The organism is Citrobacter sp. RHBSTW-00524, assembly GCF_013747755.1.
GTDB classification, from domain to species: domain Bacteria; phylum Pseudomonadota; class Gammaproteobacteria; order Enterobacterales; family Enterobacteriaceae; genus Citrobacter; species Citrobacter braakii.
The window spans coordinates 2,974,082-2,989,306 of record NZ_CP056421.1 but is presented as its reverse complement, the minus strand read 5'-3'; the positions used below and the strand labels follow the sequence as shown (position 1 = coordinate 2,989,306).

The 15,225-nt window shown below is 49.7% G+C and carries 13 protein-coding genes and 2 pseudogenes; 8 read left to right on the top strand and 7 right to left on the bottom strand.

Annotated features, from left to right (window positions below):
• Nucleotides 1-4: 4 nt before the first annotated feature.
• The 5 genes from HV229_RS14415 to HV229_RS14395 all read left to right on the top strand — a co-directional run bounded on the left by HV229_RS14415 (nt 5) and on the right by HV229_RS14395 (nt 5,842).
• Entirely contained in the window at nt 5-3,205 is a 3,201-nt protein-coding gene (locus tag HV229_RS14415) for a DUF1983 domain-containing protein (RefSeq protein WP_181545701.1), read from the top strand.
• On the top strand, nt 3,198-3,509 hold the full coding sequence (locus HV229_RS14410; RefSeq protein WP_181541802.1) for a hypothetical protein: 312 nt from the start codon (nt 3,198-3,200) through the stop codon (nt 3,507-3,509). Before HV229_RS14415 ends, HV229_RS14410 begins: the two co-directional genes overlap by 8 nt.
• On the top strand, nt 3,509-4,201 hold the full coding sequence (locus tag HV229_RS14405; protein ID WP_181545700.1) for a hypothetical protein: 693 nt from the start codon (nt 3,509-3,511) through the stop codon (nt 4,199-4,201). Before HV229_RS14410 ends, HV229_RS14405 begins: the two co-directional genes overlap by 1 nt.
• A gap of 115 nt (nt 4,202-4,316) precedes the next feature.
• The gene (locus HV229_RS14400; protein ID WP_181545699.1) at nt 4,317-4,547 is read left to right on the top strand and encodes a cor protein; all 231 of its coding nucleotides are present in this window, start codon (nt 4,317-4,319) and stop codon (nt 4,545-4,547) included.
• 62 nt (nt 4,548-4,609) lie between these two features.
• Nucleotides 4,610-5,842 (top strand): phage tail protein, encoded by a 1,233-nt coding sequence (locus HV229_RS14395; protein ID WP_181545698.1) that lies wholly within the window; start codon nt 4,610-4,612, stop codon nt 5,840-5,842.
• A 135-nt stretch (nt 5,843-5,977) separates the two neighbouring features.
• On the opposite strand, the gene HV229_RS14390 is transcribed toward HV229_RS14395, so the two are convergent.
• Together HV229_RS14390 and HV229_RS14385 are read right to left on the bottom strand one after the other, a co-directional pair.
• The gene (locus HV229_RS14390; protein ID WP_181545697.1) at nt 5,978-6,220 is read right to left on the bottom strand and encodes a DinI family protein; all 243 of its coding nucleotides are present in this window, start codon (nt 6,218-6,220) and stop codon (nt 5,978-5,980) included.
• A 93-nt stretch (nt 6,221-6,313) separates the two neighbouring features.
• A pseudogene (locus tag HV229_RS14385) lies at nt 6,314-6,394 on the bottom strand (DinI family protein); the annotation flags it as partial.
• A gap of 30 nt (nt 6,395-6,424) precedes the next feature.
• Between HV229_RS14385 and HV229_RS14380 the strand changes: the two are divergent.
• From HV229_RS14380 to pphA, 3 genes and pseudogenes are all read left to right on the top strand, one after another.
• Nucleotides 6,425-6,930, top strand: a pseudogene (locus HV229_RS14380) (LexA family transcriptional regulator).
• Between the two features lie 622 nt (nt 6,931-7,552).
• A complete protein-coding gene (locus HV229_RS14375; RefSeq protein WP_181545695.1) occupies nt 7,553-8,383 on the top strand; it encodes a GIY-YIG nuclease family protein in 831 nt (276 codons plus the stop codon).
• Nucleotides 8,384-8,473: 90 nt separating this feature from the next.
• Nucleotides 8,474-9,115, top strand: coding sequence for a protein-serine/threonine phosphatase (gene pphA, locus HV229_RS14370; protein ID WP_181545694.1), 642 nt, complete (start codon nt 8,474-8,476; stop codon nt 9,113-9,115).
• Here the strand turns inward: pphA and HV229_RS14365 are convergent, their stop codons facing one another.
• From HV229_RS14365 to yebS, 5 genes are all read right to left on the bottom strand, one after another.
• A complete protein-coding gene (locus HV229_RS14365; protein ID WP_016152779.1) occupies nt 9,116-9,307 on the bottom strand; it encodes a YebW family protein in 192 nt (63 codons plus the stop codon).
• A gap of 102 nt (nt 9,308-9,409) precedes the next feature.
• A complete protein-coding gene (locus tag HV229_RS14360; protein WP_029139506.1) occupies nt 9,410-9,646 on the bottom strand; it encodes a YebV family protein in 237 nt (78 codons plus the stop codon).
• A gap of 100 nt (nt 9,647-9,746) precedes the next feature.
• Nucleotides 9,747-11,135 (bottom strand): 16S rRNA (cytosine(1407)-C(5))-methyltransferase RsmF, encoded by a 1,389-nt coding sequence (gene rsmF / locus HV229_RS14355; RefSeq protein ID WP_032947083.1) that lies wholly within the window; start codon nt 11,133-11,135, stop codon nt 9,747-9,749.
• Nucleotides 11,136-11,251: 116 nt separating this feature from the next.
• A complete protein-coding gene (locus tag HV229_RS14350; protein ID WP_016156286.1) occupies nt 11,252-13,885 on the bottom strand; it encodes a PqiB family protein in 2,634 nt (877 codons plus the stop codon).
• The gene (gene yebS, locus HV229_RS14345) at nt 13,854-15,137 is read right to left on the bottom strand and encodes a membrane integrity lipid transport subunit YebS (RefSeq protein WP_016152782.1); all 1,284 of its coding nucleotides are present in this window, start codon (nt 15,135-15,137) and stop codon (nt 13,854-13,856) included. Before yebS ends, HV229_RS14350 begins: the two co-directional genes overlap by 32 nt.
• Nucleotides 15,138-15,225: the final 88 nt, after the last annotated feature.

Sequence of the window (15,225 nt, the reverse complement as noted above, 5' to 3'; positions counted from 1 at the left end):
CAATATGGCAACGATTACTGGTGCAAAGGGCGGCAGCCAGAAGCAGCACACACCTGTAGAACAGCCTGATTCGGCGCAATCAATGGCGCGCTGTCGCATGCTGCTGGCGCTAGGGGAAGGTGAGTTTGCTGGTGGTCTGGATGCGACCCGGATTTTCCTGGACGGTACACCGCTCGGTAACGCCGATGGAACGATGAATTTTGAGAACGTTTCCTGGGAATTTCGACCGGGCACACAGACCCAGACACCGATTCCGGGTTTTCCCGCAGTCGAGAACGAAACTACGGTTGGCGTATCGCTGACGAAAGTCACCCCATGGACTAGAGCTATCAGCAATACCCAGATCGACGCCGTATTAGTACGAGTTGGCATTCCTGGCCTTCAGCAGCAGGAAAACGATGGGGATATTGTCGGCACTACTGTAACGTACCATATTGATCTCGCCGTTGATGGTGGAGCTTACTCTACAGTAATGACCAAAACGGTTACGGAGAAACTCAGCTCTCTCTATGAGTTGACGCACCGTATTAACCTCCCGAAAGCGAACACAGGCTGGCAGATTCGGGTCGTACGCGATACCGACGACAGTACCAGCCAAATGCTCCAGAACAAAACGCAGGTACAGGCGATCACCGAGGTGATTGATGCGCGTCTCCGTTATCCACATACCGCACTACTGTATGTGTCATTCAATGCTAAGTCATTCAGCAATATTCCGAAGATTTCTTGTAAACCTAAAGGTCGGGTAATCCGCATCCCTCAGAACTACGATCCGATTACACGCACTTATGGCGGTACATGGGATGGTACATTCAAATGGGGATGGACGAATAATCCTGCATGGATTTGGTTCGATATTCTTACTGAGCCGCGCTTCGGACTGGGTCGCAGGGTTACGCCAGCGATGCTCGATAAATGGGAGTTGTACCGTATTGCGCAGCGCTGCGATCAGAAGGTGCCGGATGGTAAGGGTGGCAGCGGTACCGAGCCTCGCTTTATGTTTGACGTTTATATCCAGGCTCAGGCTGATGCCTGGCAGGTGATCAAGGATATTGCGGCAGGTTTTAACGGCATGACGTTCTGGGGCAACAACATGTTCAATGTTGTCTCTGATATGCCAGCGGATACGTCAAAACTTCAGATACTCACTCGAGCCTCTGTTGTCGGTAAGCCAACGTACTCCAGCGGCAGTGAAAAGAACCGCTATAGCTCTGCGCTGATTAACTTTAGTGACCCAGATAACCACTATCAGGATCGCACAACGGCAGTGATGTTTCCCGAGCTGGTTAAGCAGTTCAAGTTTAAGCAGACGCAATTGACGGCTATTGGCTGTACACGTGAAAGCGAGGCGCAGCGCCGCGGAGGGTGGGCCGTCTACTCCAACTCGCTGGATCGCATTATCACTGTTCAGACTGGACTCGATGGCTTCGCCTATGTACCTGGGACAGTGTTCGCCTTTGCCGATGAGCGGCTGTCTGGCCGTGTCTATGGTGGGCGAATTACTGACTACGATGCCGGGCTGAAATCTGTAACTACCGATCGGGGAACAAGCGCATTGGCCGGCGATACGCTGATGATTCGTACCCAGGGCGGTACCGTTGAGAGCAGAACCATTCAGGCGGTTAACGGCCAGCAACTGATACTGGCAACTGCCTTTATCGCTGAGCCACTACCTAATGCCATTTTTGTTATCGATGCAGGTCAGTTGCGCCTCCAGTATTTCCGTGTAACCAATCTGACATTTAACGATGAGGAGAATACCTACAGTATCACCGCTGCAGAGTACAACGGGGCGAAATATGATGCCGTTGATAACAATGCCCGACTGGATACGCCACCGATCAGTCTGATACCGACAGGCCTGGTAGGGCAACCGTCGAACATCGCAATTAGCAGCTACGATTCGGTCCGCCAGGGGCAACGTATCGCCACTATGGTTGCGAGTTGGGATGCGCCAGTAGATAAAAACGGGAAACCTCAGGCTGATATCGTCGCGTATCAGGCACAGTGGAAACGTGGTGATAATGAGTGGATCAATATTCCCGAAACAGGCCTACGCAATATAGAGGTCTCCGGAATTTTTTCCGGTGATTACCTTGTGCGAGTCCGCGCTATTAATTCTGGTGGCGCTTCCAGTTTGTGGGCATCTTCTGTTCTGACTCATCTCACTGGGCGTACAGGGGAAGTTCCCAAACCGGTTGGTCTGCGCACCACAGCAATCAACTGGGGTATTCAGGTTGACTGGTCCTTCCCGGTTGATACAGGTGACACCCTCCAGACTGAGTTGCAGTATTCAGTAAACGGCAATGGGGATAACCCTCTGCTGCTTGCCGGAATTCCTTATCCGCAACACACCTACACACAACTGGGCTTAAAGGCTGGTGTTGAATTTTGGTACCGGGCTCGTCTGGTCGACCGTATTGGTAATCAGAGTGACTGGACCGACTGGGTTCGTGGTCAATCTAATGCAAATGCAGACGATTACCTGGGCGATATTGCTGATGACTTCCTTACGTCTGCCGATGGTGACCGCCTGACAAGCGACATTGATACAAACCTGGAAGCTGCATTGCAGAATGCGCTGGCCAATCATGGAACAGTGGAACACCAGTGGGCGCAGTACGGCGAGGTGCGCGCGGATATTCTGGTAATTAAAACGACGGTCGCCAGTGTGGATAAGGCGATGGCTGAGCTGTCTACGCAGGTACAGGCACAGATTGAAGATGTGACAGCCTCTCTCGAGGACAAACTGACCGCTACTGTCGATGCTTCGGGGGCGACAGCCATTCATACCCTGAAAGCCGGAGTGCGCATCAACGGTATTTTTTACAATGCCGGGATGTCGATTGCGGTACTGGCCGAAGCGGGTAAGCCGGTGGTCACTCGTGTCGGGTTTAACGCCAACCAGTTCGTCCTGATGAGTGGCAGCGGTGATACGCAGTATTCACCGTTTGCCGCTATCAATGGTCAGGTATTTATCAGTGATGCCTTTATTCAGAACGGGAGTATTACCAGTGCGAAAATTGCGGATGCTGCGATTACTAACGGCAAAATCTCAGGCGCATTCTGGTCTACGGGCTATAAAATTGCAAATCAGGGCGGTTGGTGTCTGTCTAAGGCTGATAACAACCTGTCATTTACTGGGCCCAGCGGGCGACTGCTGGTACAGCTGGGGCATATTACCGGAGTAGCGCCTAATGTCTGATTTTGGTTTTGATTGCTGGCATGAGGACGGATCATCAGCAAACTTTGGTATTAAACCAATATCAATCATTGGAACGATAAAGCTGAGTGCCGGCCAGACGTCAGGTGCATATTCGTTCAACGTGCCGGCAGGGAAGAGGCTCGGATATATGCTGGGTCTGGCAAAAACTATAGCGTATGTAGAGGGGCGCCGAACAATAACCGTTTCAGGCAATAGTATTGTAATTGGCGCAGGCACTGATAACTCTCTGAACCAGCCTCAGGCAAATGAGAGCTATGTTTTTGTTTTTCTGGAAAATGCATAATGGCTAACAGATATGGTGCGTTATTATCGTTGAAAAGCGGCGAAACATTTATCACCCCCCAGTCAGTACCTGTTTGTCTGTATTCAAAGCAGACGTTTTCGTCAGTATCGAATGGTGCTCTACATTATATTGAGAAACTGGTTAATATACCTGATGCATCACAACCTGTTATCCCGTTTGTTCTGACATCCCGTCAGGCTGCATGTGCTGTCTGGAATGAATCAAACGGACAACTGGCTGTACGAGCCTATGAGATACTGAATACCGCATTTACCATGACAGTCTATTTATTCACTATATTCCCTCAGCCCATGCCTAATCCTCCGTATGGGCTGGCTGTCTGGGATGACCAGACGGGTAATCTGATTATTACTCATGAATCGAAAATCCTCACGGACGTGGTAACTGTCGGAACAGTCGGGGCAAATGGAGGCATTTATATTGACGAGACCAGAGCGGGTAAATGGGCAATTATCCCGAATGTTGCAGGTCAGCAGGTATGGCGAATATCTGGCGGTGGACCGGGCGGTCAGCTCTGGCCTGTGCCGGTTACTTTTACAGCTGTATATAACGGGGCCAGCACCCGAATTTATACCGCTGCCATTCAGGCAATTCCATCTGGTAGCGCACAGCCAATGGCCCCTGTAAATGCAGGTAACACAGTTATTGCCGTTGAAGTGTCAAAATATTGAATGCCTGTACGATCGCTTTAAACGATCAATGTATTTAAAATGATCTGTTAAATCTATTATCTATTGTTGCCCGCTATTGATATTTTGAATATGAATAACTACAGCGAGTAACAATATGAAAATTATATTAATCGTTCTTGCATTTTTATCATTAACTGCATGTTCCGGCACTCCCGAAAAGAAATTACCCTTATGTACAGCAACGGCGATGATCGGCAATCAGGAAACAGATGTGCTCATTTACGGGATCCGTAAAGTTGTAAACCAGACACAATATCAGGCCGGTTATCCGTTTAACTGGCGATGGGTGAATAAAAATAACTTCACCAGTTCGAATTGCCATTAATGAGTTACTAAAAAATAACCCGCTCCGGTGGGTTTTTTATTATCTGAATTCAGGAGATATCCATGTCAGCAGGAACCTTAACCCTGACGAATAACTCTGCTGCTGTAGCCGGCAGCGGAACCGCATTCACTACAGAACTGGCGGCCGGTGACTTTATTGTCGTTACGGTCGGTGGTATTCCTTACACCCTCCCGGTTAAAACCGTTAACAGCAACACATCACTGATACTGGTGAGTAATTTCACCGGACCAACTCAATCAGGTTTGGCCTGGTCTGCTGTTCCACGTTTGGCGCTTAATATGGTTACTGCCGCACTGGTGGCTCAGAGCGCTGAAGCACTGCGCGGGCTGAACTATGACAAGCAAAACTGGCAAAGCATTTTCAGTGGTACAGGTAATGTCACAGTCAAACTGCCAGATGGAACGTCATACACCGGGCCTGCATGGAGTGCGATTACGACTGAGTTGGGTAAAAAGGCAAACTCATCAGATTTAGGAAGTGCTGCAAAAAAAAATACTGGCACGTCTGTTGATGATGTGATGCAGGTCGGCGCATTTGGCCTGGGGATTCATGCATCAACAGGCCCTGAGGTGGGTAATGGTTTTTATGCTAACTCAGGGTCAGGGAATTTTGTACCCGGGAATGGTGGTGGCATACAGGTGGGGTATGGAAACAACAGATTTATGCAAATCTATGTTTCATCGAACCAGGTTCTCCAGGCGAGATATATTACAGGAAACGGTGGACCCCAAACTCCAAACTCTGTAACGCCATGGATACCTCACTGGTGCACAGCAAATACGACAATTGATTCAAATGGATTTATTAAGCGTGCCTCTCCAGTTGTAAAGATTTTCAATGATGGTACGTATAAAGCCAATGATGAATCAGAAGGGGTAATTGTCAGCCGACTTAGCGTAGGGGAATATCTGATCGAAGGATGTATGGGAATGAACTCGGATGCATCCTGGGGAGGGGTTGATGGCGGATTTGAAATACCTAAGGATCGCAATGGGCAACCGCTTATCTGGCTGGATTATGAGGTAAATGCAGATGGTTCAGTCCTGGTGAAAACCTATCAGCGTACCCATCCTGACGCTCCCATTTTTGCACGTAACGAACGGGATGGATACGCCAGTGGTGACCCGATAGATATTCCATCTGACCAGTTCGTTTCCGTACGCGTGGAAATGCCGGAAAACAGTATCTGGCACCAGAAACAGAGGGAGGAACGGGAGTCGATGGAAAAAGCTGAACGCGAGCGCCAGGAAAATCAGCAGGATGCTCAGTCGTAAAAATAATAGTTGCCGCAACCACACCGTATGCAAGAGCATGATTGCGGCGCGACTGGCGAGCATTCGATAGTGCGAGTATTGAATGATTGCCAGTCACGGCGGATTGTACTTAAGCAATATGACGGTTCAAGGCGTTCAATCTGAAACCAACCACATATCAGCCTCTTCAAACATTTCCTGAACAGTACGGCTTATCTGTTCCTTCTCATGCTTGCTGGCGTCAGTGTTGATCGCCGGCAGTGTCATCATTGGTTTTACCCGGACGTTAGCATCCGGAAAAATCCGGTGAAGCCTCTTACTCAATTCGCCCTGAATGATATCTTTTGAACCGGGCAGACCATCAAAATTCCTTTTGTCATAAACGAGTTCCACGAACATTGCTTATTGCTCCTTTACTGGATGTATATACAGTATTTATACTGTGTTTTTATCCGGTATTCAAGAGAGGGCGTAAAGATGCCACGACGCAGCGATATTGAAATGGCCTGGTATGCTTCGATACAGCAGGAACCGAATGGCCGGAAGACCGTCACCACGCAGCGGTTTGTCCAGGAACTGAGTAAGGTTAACTGGAACTGGACGATGAAGCAGGCCAACGAATGGATCGAGTGGTATGTGACAACGTTCCGCGATGTATCAACGCAGGAAGGCGAGAACCGTACTTTTCAGCTGTTCAATCCAAACGGAGGGCTTTAGCCATGGGCTTCCCTTCACCTGCCAGTGATTACGTTGAAACAAGGATTTCCCTCGATCAGCAACTAATCAGCCAGCCCGCAGCGACTTATTTCATGCGAGCATCGCGTTCACATTTCAGGGAAGGGATAATCCAGGGAGCTCTTCTGGTTGTGGATGGGTCGCTTTCAGCCTGTGATGGCTCGCTGCTGATATGTGCAATAGACGGGGAATTCAGGATAAAGCGATATCGGACTCATCCCCAACCCCATCTGATAAATCTGGAGAACGGGAGAAGGGAAGCGTTGCCGGATGATGGTGATGGCTACAGATCCTCACACGCAATATTTGGAGTTATCACGTACATCATTAATGATGCCAGGAACGCGGAGTTCGATGATTGCCCGGTGATGTAATCACATTGGCTGTATTAGTTCGGATCCCTGATTTTTCACATTCCCGACGGCACGCGTCACGGCGTGCCGTAGAAATTTCTGTCCTGGAGTTTTGATCCCGAAGATTTCCCGACGGCGCCACGAAACCAATGGCAACTGATTGATCTTGAATGATTGCAATAGTAAGTATTAGGAGGTGTTTTTTAGTGGGTTTTTGGTATTAACTTATTGAAGTTTAAAGGTTATTGCGCTTTGAGTTGTAAACAGGAATCGTATTCGGTCTCTTTTTGTGTACTTTATAAACCAAAAGGTTAGAATGCACGGTGCCAAAACACACGAAATTCTTTGTGCGGCATTTTATGCCTGCTACAACAATCTAAACATTTTTGCCCCCATATCCAAGTACTTTTCTGTCATTTTTCACTTTGGTCTTGGACTCGGTGCTATCTGCATCCCTTTATGCAAATGTTCTCGTAACGTGGCAGATGGATATTATTTAAATGTTGTACTATTGAAAATGACAGTATATTAATTTTTTCATAGCCATGGGGATATCGGATAAAGTTAATTGGTAATAATCTAAGGATTATGATTTATTATGAATGGGTTATAGCGATAAAATTATTAAAGATGGAATGGATATATGAATGACTCAGATGGTTATGTTTATATTTTAAAGAATGATGCCTATCAGGATAATCTTTTTAAGATAGGGTTTACAAAGAACATGCCTGAGCATCGGGCTAAGCAATTGTTTAATGGGGTGACCGGTGTTCCACTACCATTCGATGTGGTTATGGCATGTAAAGTAGGAAATTATCGGGAAGCAGAAAAGAATATTCATCTTCGCTTAAAACCTTATAGAGTAAACCATAGAAGAGAGTTTTTTGAACTACCAATAGAAATTTGCAGTAAGGTAGTTCTAGATGAATGTAATAAGATAAATGAACGACTTAATTTCAATTGTATTAATCCTATAATATTGGTGGAAAAGAAAGAGATCGCTATTGAAATTGAAAAGTATCATGAGTCTAACTTTTTGATATCTATGAAAGATATACTTATGCAAGAAAAATATAATTCTAAATTAAATAGCGAGCAAAAAGATAGAATCGAAATATTGATGCTTGTATTAGCTGAGGTGTTCCCTAACGATCTTGTGGGTTGGTATGATGGATTTATGAAAGACCATGATCCGGAAAAAGAAATACAAATTTGGGAATCGTTAGTTAAGGCTTTTTGTAAAGCCAAGCGTTATTATGAATTCAATGCATATAAACAAGAAGTTTTTAATAGCCTGCTTCTACGGACCATTAATGATAAATCGTTTGTCATGAAAGCTATGGCTTCATCGGAGGTTCCTCATGACTTACTTTCACGAATACTTGACTGTTACGATTTAAAGCCAACACCACTTGTCGTTCTTACAGCGAATGGGATTAAAATGGATGCCCGATTACATATCCATAAATAATTATGTCTCGGATATAAATAGAAACGTCCCCGCCTTTCTGATGTATTTGCTAAAATTAAAGTTGCATGAGAACTGTGTACAGGAGGTCAAATGGGACTGCCTGACAATGCTTATCAAAGAGTGGAAGCGACGCGCTGGCGACATGTTTGGGTGGTCGGGGATATCCACGGTTGCTTCTCATTATTGATGGCGAAATTGCGCCAGTGTCGTTTTGATCCGTGGCAGGACCTGCTGGTTTCAGTGGGGGATGTTATCGACCGCGGACCAGACAGTCTGCGTTGCCTGAAGCTACTGCGTAAACGCTGGATTATCGCGGTCAGAGGGAATCATGAACAGATGGGGCTGGACGCGCTGGCAACCGGGGAGCAATTCCTGTGGTTTATGAATGGCGGTTCGTGGTTTGCGCAGGCGGAGCAGCCAGCGGCGACAGCCGCTCTTGAAACGTGTCGGCAATTACCCTGGATTCTGGAGCTGCGTTGCCAGAACGGCATACACGTTATTGCTCACGCAGATTACCCTGATGATAATTATCAGTGGCAAAAAGAGGTCGATTTACAGCGGGTACTATGGGATCGCACAAGGCTGATGAATAAAGGTAATGGCATTCGCGGCGCGGATCACTTTTGGTTTGGCCATACGCCTCTGCGTCAGCGGGTGGATCACGAGAATCTGCACTATATTGATACTGGTGCGGTGTTTGGCGGCGAGTTGACGCTGGTGCAACTGCAATAATCAAAAATCGCTGTATTCCTGGGCCGGACGCCAGAAGCTGTCGATGTAGTCATCCGCGGGTAAACATCCGCCGTTACGAATACGCTGATCGTCCATCGATATCAGGCACTGCTGCTCAGTTTTGTAGACATCAACAACGATATCTTCACAACCGCCACCCAGGTAGCACACAAAAAGAACCAGCGTGAACATTCCATCCTCAAATGGTAAAGCTATAGCTGTAGTGTAGAAGATGTTGATAGATGAGGGAAATTAACCAAGAAATAACCCGTCTGGCGACGGGTTCTTTTTGAATCAGGCAAGGCGCATGATCCAGGCATCTGACTTACGATCGTAGTGCTCGCGAAATAGAACTGAATGTTCTCCGTTAAGAAGAGCCGGGACGCTGGTGTCGGCATCCCAGGCATCAAGTTGCATGCATAAATCCGGATCGGATTTACACGGAATGGTTAACGTTCGGTCCCCTGGCGATTCGCCATGTAACTCGGCGTCGTCGATTTCAAAAGCGCCAATGCGCACACTGGTTTTCATCATCGTGCTCTCCGTTTATTTGCTGGTTGTGGTACGACCAGTTAGGCCGTCCATTTTTCAGCGTAGTCAACGTTAGCAAAAGCGCCAGTAAAAACGTGCGTTATCCTGTAAAGAGTTTGCCATCCCGGACAAGATCGCGCGGGTAGCTATTCTTTAATCGCGATCCAATACGTTTCGCCAGGCCAATCGGCTGATGCTGGAACGTAACCAGCACATCGTCGGTGGTCGGTGCGGTCTGCGGGTAGACATCCCGTCCGCGGTACCACTCTTCGGCTTCGGCAAGGGTCAGTTCGAACGCATGGCTGTGATTTGTGCTGGCGAGAGCAATGACGGCTTCATGCTGCCAGCGGTACCCTTTATTGTGCGTTTCAGCGAGTTTGATGCCAAGTCGGGAAAAGCGGACTTTGCCGATCAGGGGTTCAATCTCGGTTGGGAACAGCCAAATCTCTTTATCACGCTGCCACAGGCGCAGAGTGTCTTCCCACTGCAATCCACAGGCGTTAGCGGCCTGAGTGACAAGCGCGGATTCACGTCCTTTAAGCGGGCTGAACGGGAAGTTACCGACTTTGTATTTTGGCGTCGGTAGTGCAGGGATCGCGGCAGTTTTGCGCAGACGCGCGACGAAAAAACCTTCACAATCGTAGATCTGCGGGAACACATGCAGGAATCCTTCCGGGGTCAGGGCGCGTTCAGCCTGCGGGAATAAATCGCCCAGTGGTAAAAACTCGACGGCGTCCGGGTAGGTCTCAATCAACCACTGCATAATGTCTTCATTTTCGTCACGGTTCAGCGTGCAGGTCGAGTAAACCAACGTGCCGCCGGGACGCAAGGCATGAAAGGCGCTGTCGAGAAGTTCGCGCTGGGTTGCGGCAATTTCCAGATTACTTTCTGGCGACCAGTTTTTTAGCGCATCGGGATCTTTACGCACCACGCCTTCACCGGAACACGGCGCGTCCAGCAAAATGGCATCGAAGGCTTCTGGCAACGCTGCGCCAAATACCCGCCCGTCAAAATGGGTTAGCGCGACATTGGCTATCCCGCATCGGCTGATATTGGCATGCAGGACTTTGACGCGACTGGCGGAAAACTCATTCGCCAGAATCGCACCCTGATTTTTCATTTTTGCGGCAATTTGCGTGGTTTTGGAGCCGGGGGCTGCCGCGACATCCATCACGCGATCCGGGGTATTGCCATCGGCAAACAGCGCGGCGACCGGCAGCATTGAGCTGGCTTCCTGAATATAAAACAGGCCGCTTAAATGTTCCGCGGTACTGCCGAGCGGTACTGACTTTTCATCATCGCGTTCGATCCAGAAACCTTCAGCGCACCAGGGTATCGGAGTGAGCGACCAGTTGTAAGGTGCAGTCAGAGTGAGGAAGTCGGCAACGGAGATTTTCAGCGTATTGACGCGGATGCTGCGACGAAGCGGACGCTGGCAGGCAGCGAGAAAATCATCAAATGAGAGCGTGGAAGGCATTGCTTCACGCATTTGGTTTAGAAAGGCGTCGGGAAAATAAGCCACTTGGTACCACCGGCAAAAAAACAGGTGCGCAGTGTAGCATAAGTGCTCCGGCGCGAGTATGTACGCCGGAGCAAGGGGAGAGATTAACGTGGCAGGGCGGTTCCCCATTCACGCCACTCTTTTGGTTCGCTTTCGAGCAGCAGGAAGTGTTTACCTGCCTGCGCTTTCGGGGCCAGCGGCGTACCCGGTGGCGTAGCGAAGGCGATTCCGCCGCGAATGAACTGATTGAAGGTACCGGTCTTCACGACGCCGCCGGTCAAACCAAAGTCGAGATTGTATCCGGATGCCAGCCAGAACACTGAATTGTTCCGCACCAGATGCTGATAGCGCTGGCTAATGCGCATCGCCACCATCACGCGGTCAGAAAGCGAGCCCAGCGTCAGCCCGGTGACGGTCCCCACTTCAATGCCTCTGAACAGGACAGGCGTACCGATATTCAGCGAACCTGCTTCCGGCGCTTCTACCACAATACTCAGACCATCGAGGTAACGAGAGTCGGTAATGGTGGCTTCCTGCAGTTCAAAATCACGGCGCGGGTTACCGCGTCCTGGTTCAACGTTAATATACGGCTGTAAGATCGTATCCAGATGCTCGACGCCTGCCGCTGAGATTTGCGGTGTGATCACGGAGAAGCGGGTACCGCTACGGGCAAAAGTCTGCACGTATTCCGGATACAAAACCGCTTTTGCCTGAACTTCGTTACGGGCGGTGATGAGCTCAAGCGTCTGGATCTGGCCGATATCGATCCCCAGGTAGCGAATTGGCATGCCGGCCGCGAGTTTACCGGCATCGAACGCGTGTAGGGTTATCTGCCCGCCCACTGCACGTGCAGCGGTTTCGGAAGCATACAGAATACGCTTGTCGCCTTTGCGTTGGCTGGCGCTGGCACCGCTTAGGTTATCGAAGCTAATCGCCCCTTTGAGCGCTCGCGACAGGGGAGATGCCTGTACGGTCAATCCGCTACCGTTAAGCTGAACCTTTGCCCCGCCTTCGGCCCAGAATACGCTGTTGCTGGTCAGCAGGTTGCGATATTCCGGTTTGATATGCAGATCGATATCAAACGCATCGGCGCGTGGGCGAACGCTAATCACTTCACCGACCTCGAATTTGCGGTATAAGACCACCGAACCGGCCTGCACATCAGGCAGCGTTTCGGCGCTCAGGCTGAGCGTGGTAGTTGGCAGATCGCTCAGGCTGTTTTCAATCGCTTTTTCCAGGTTGGCATACAGCGGGTAGCTTTTTTTCATTTCACCCTTGGTACCGGGCAAAATACGAATGCCGCCGCTGAGCCATTCGCTGGCGCTGGCGCCAAGGAATTCCACGCCATCAAGCCCGACCTTGACGTCAACCCGGCTGTTGACCACAAACTTACTGTCACCTTGCACCAGGGCGCGATGCTGTGGTTCGATGGCAACGGTAAATGAAACACCTTTGCCAGAGAGCGTGCGATCAATCACCTGACCGACCTGTACGCCGTGAAGAATCAGTGGCTGACCGGCATCAATACCGTAACTCTCCGGCGCGATCAGCGTAAGCGTCATGACGCCCGGATCGTGTAACAACGACTTCTCAGCAGGAATAACCGCAAACTGGTTACGCGGCTCGCCCTCGCCAGGTACCAGCTCGAAAGTTTTGCCCGTTAGTAGCGAACTGATATTTGCATCGTTTAACGATAATTTAGGGCTGTGTAATTCAATCCGCGTATTGTCGCGCAGCAGCGTTACTACGCTGGGATCGACCGTCATTTCGCCGGTCACTTTACCGCCTGGATTTAAATCCAGTTTGGTCAGTTGCCCGACTTCTAATCCTTGATACATCAGCGACGTTGAGCCGGCCTTGAGTCCATCGCCGCTGGGTAAATCAAGCTTGACGATCACTCCCCGCTGGCTGTGCGCGAGATCCTGATACAAACCAAACGTGTCATCGGCCACCGCGGGTTTAGAGTCTTCGGGCGAATCAAAAGCAATGGCGCCATTGACCAGCGCCGCCAGACTCTCCAGCTTGATCTTCGCTCCGCTGAGGCTGACATCCGCATTCACACCGGACACGTTCCAGAAACGGCTGCCTTTTTTCACCAGGTTGGTAAAGCGACGTTCGATCAGCACGTCGATGGTTACGCCCTGATGATTTGGGTTGATGGTGTAGTCATACACCCGGCCCACCGGAATCTTGCGGAAATAAACCAGCGAACCGCTATTGAGCGACCCGAGGTCAGGGGCGCGCAGGTGCAGCATCAAATCGCCATTATCCAGACGATATTTGGGCTGCGTATCGAGGGCGACGAAATGATCTTCCGGCTCGCCGGTTCCGGGCATCATGCCGATATAGTTGCCGCCAACCAACGCATCCAGGCCAGAAACCCCCGCCAGCGACGCTTTCGGCGTGACCAACCAGAACTGGGTATCTTTGCGCAGAGCATCTTTCATGGTCGATTTGATGCTGACGCGCACTTCAATTTTGCGTAGATCTTCGCTGAGGTTGATATCTTGCACGGTGCCCACTTCAACGCCCTGATAACGAACGGGAGTACGGCCCGGTACAATGCCGTCAGCAGACATAAAGTCAATGGTTACGGTATTGCCGCGATCTTCATAGCTTCCCCAGATAAGCCATCCTGCAATCATCAGCGCGATGAAAGGCAGCAGCCAGAATGGAGAGATACGGCGTTTAGTTTTAATCTGCGCTTCAGTCTGCGAAGCGGGCGTTTCCTGACTCATGTGCATCCCAAAGTAAGCGGCTGTCCAGCCATTCCACAGCAAGAATAGTCAATATTACCGCTGCGCCGAAATAAAACGCAGCTGGCCCCATAGTAAAAGCAAGTATCTGATCGCGATTAATCAGCGACATGGTTAAAGCGATAACAAAGAGATCCAGCATCGACCAGCGACCAATCCAGGTCACCATACGCAGCAGTTTGATGCGGGTACGCAATCCTTGCTCACATCTAAAATGGATGCTGATGAGCAACGTAAACATCACAATCACTTTGGTGAATGGCACCAGAATACTGGCGATAAAAACAATCGCCGCTACGCCAACGTTGCTGTTCGCCAGGGACATTATGCCTGACAGGATCGTGTCTTCCTGGCGGCCGCCATTGACATAAATTACCGAGATGGGCAGCAGATTAGCAGGCAAAAGCAGGACGATCGAGGCCAGCAGAGCAGCCCAACACTTTTGGATACTTTGATTCCTGCGCCAGCGCAACGGGATATGACAGCGAGGGCAGCGACCTCGGGCGTCCGGATAACCTGTAAAGTGGCAGCCGAGGCAGACGCGGAGTTTTTCATCGGGCCGACGGGCTGGTCTTTGCGGGTAGAAACGGTCCCAAAGCTGCTCAACGTTAAGGTGCGACAGCGTCAAAACACTGAGGATCACCAGCGCAATAAAAGCAAACAGACCTACACCGGGTTGCAAAAAAGCATAGTCCTGAACTTTGATTGATGCGACGCCAATGCCTACCAGATAGATATCAAGCATCACCCATTCTTTGAGCCTTTCCAGCATCAGCAGCACTGGGCGCAGGTTCATCCCAAGAATATTGCCAAACCACAGATAAGCGATTGAGGTCACGAGAATGATGGGCGCACCGGCAACGCAAAAGAGTACGAAGGATGCGGTGAGTGGGTCGCCTTGTCGGGTCATTTGCCAGATGCCTTGCAGCACATTGGCGTCAATGCGCACACCTAATAAATAGATGTGCAGGAGCGGTTCTCCCCAGGCAAAGGGCATCAGCAGCAGCATGGTGAAAGCCATAGCCGCCAGTCGTGTTAATGACCAGTCGCGTCCGTCACGAATTTTTGCCTGACAGCGTGGGCAAAATGCACTTTGATGCGAACGCATTTTAGGCAAGCTAAAGATCAGGTCACATTCAGGGCAACGATGGTAATGCGCACGAGGGAGTGCATCACCAATGGACCTGATGGCTATTTTTTTAGTCGGCGTGATGCGTGGTGTCGTTAAGGCCATGTATCGCGAATCAAATTGTTGAAGTAATGTTATCTTAACTCATGACGGGAATGATCTTGAGCATTAACGCATTTAATGTTTATTTTAG

What these genes read in the sequence shown, in the direction of transcription:
- HV229_RS14415 (WP_181545701.1), top strand. Translation starts at nt 5, where the DNA reads ATGGCAACGATTACTGGTGCAAAGGGCGGCAGCCAGAAGCAGCACACA.
- HV229_RS14410 (WP_181541802.1), top strand. Translation starts at nt 3,198, where the DNA reads ATGTCTGATTTTGGTTTTGATTGCTGGCATGAGGACGGATCATCAGCA.
- HV229_RS14405 (WP_181545700.1), top strand. Translation starts at nt 3,509, where the DNA reads ATGGCTAACAGATATGGTGCGTTATTATCGTTGAAAAGCGGCGAAACA.
- HV229_RS14400 (WP_181545699.1), top strand. Translation starts at nt 4,317, where the DNA reads ATGAAAATTATATTAATCGTTCTTGCATTTTTATCATTAACTGCATGT.
- HV229_RS14395 (WP_181545698.1), top strand. Translation starts at nt 4,610, where the DNA reads ATGTCAGCAGGAACCTTAACCCTGACGAATAACTCTGCTGCTGTAGCC.
- HV229_RS14390 (WP_181545697.1), bottom strand. Translation starts at nt 6,220, where the DNA reads ATGTTCGTGGAACTCGTTTATGACAAAAGGAATTTTGATGGTCTGCCC.
- HV229_RS14375 (WP_181545695.1), top strand. Translation starts at nt 7,553, where the DNA reads ATGAATGACTCAGATGGTTATGTTTATATTTTAAAGAATGATGCCTAT.
- pphA (WP_181545694.1), top strand. Translation starts at nt 8,474, where the DNA reads ATGGGACTGCCTGACAATGCTTATCAAAGAGTGGAAGCGACGCGCTGG.
- HV229_RS14365 (WP_016152779.1), bottom strand. Translation starts at nt 9,307, where the DNA reads ATGTTCACGCTGGTTCTTTTTGTGTGCTACCTGGGTGGCGGTTGTGAA.
- HV229_RS14360 (WP_029139506.1), bottom strand. Translation starts at nt 9,646, where the DNA reads ATGAAAACCAGTGTGCGCATTGGCGCTTTTGAAATCGACGACGCCGAG.
- rsmF (WP_032947083.1), bottom strand. Translation starts at nt 11,135, where the DNA reads ATGCGTGAAGCAATGCCTTCCACGCTCTCATTTGATGATTTTCTCGCT.
- HV229_RS14350 (WP_016156286.1), bottom strand. Translation starts at nt 13,885, where the DNA reads ATGAGTCAGGAAACGCCCGCTTCGCAGACTGAAGCGCAGATTAAAACT.
- yebS (WP_016152782.1), bottom strand. Translation starts at nt 15,137, where the DNA reads ATGGCCTTAACGACACCACGCATCACGCCGACTAAAAAAATAGCCATC.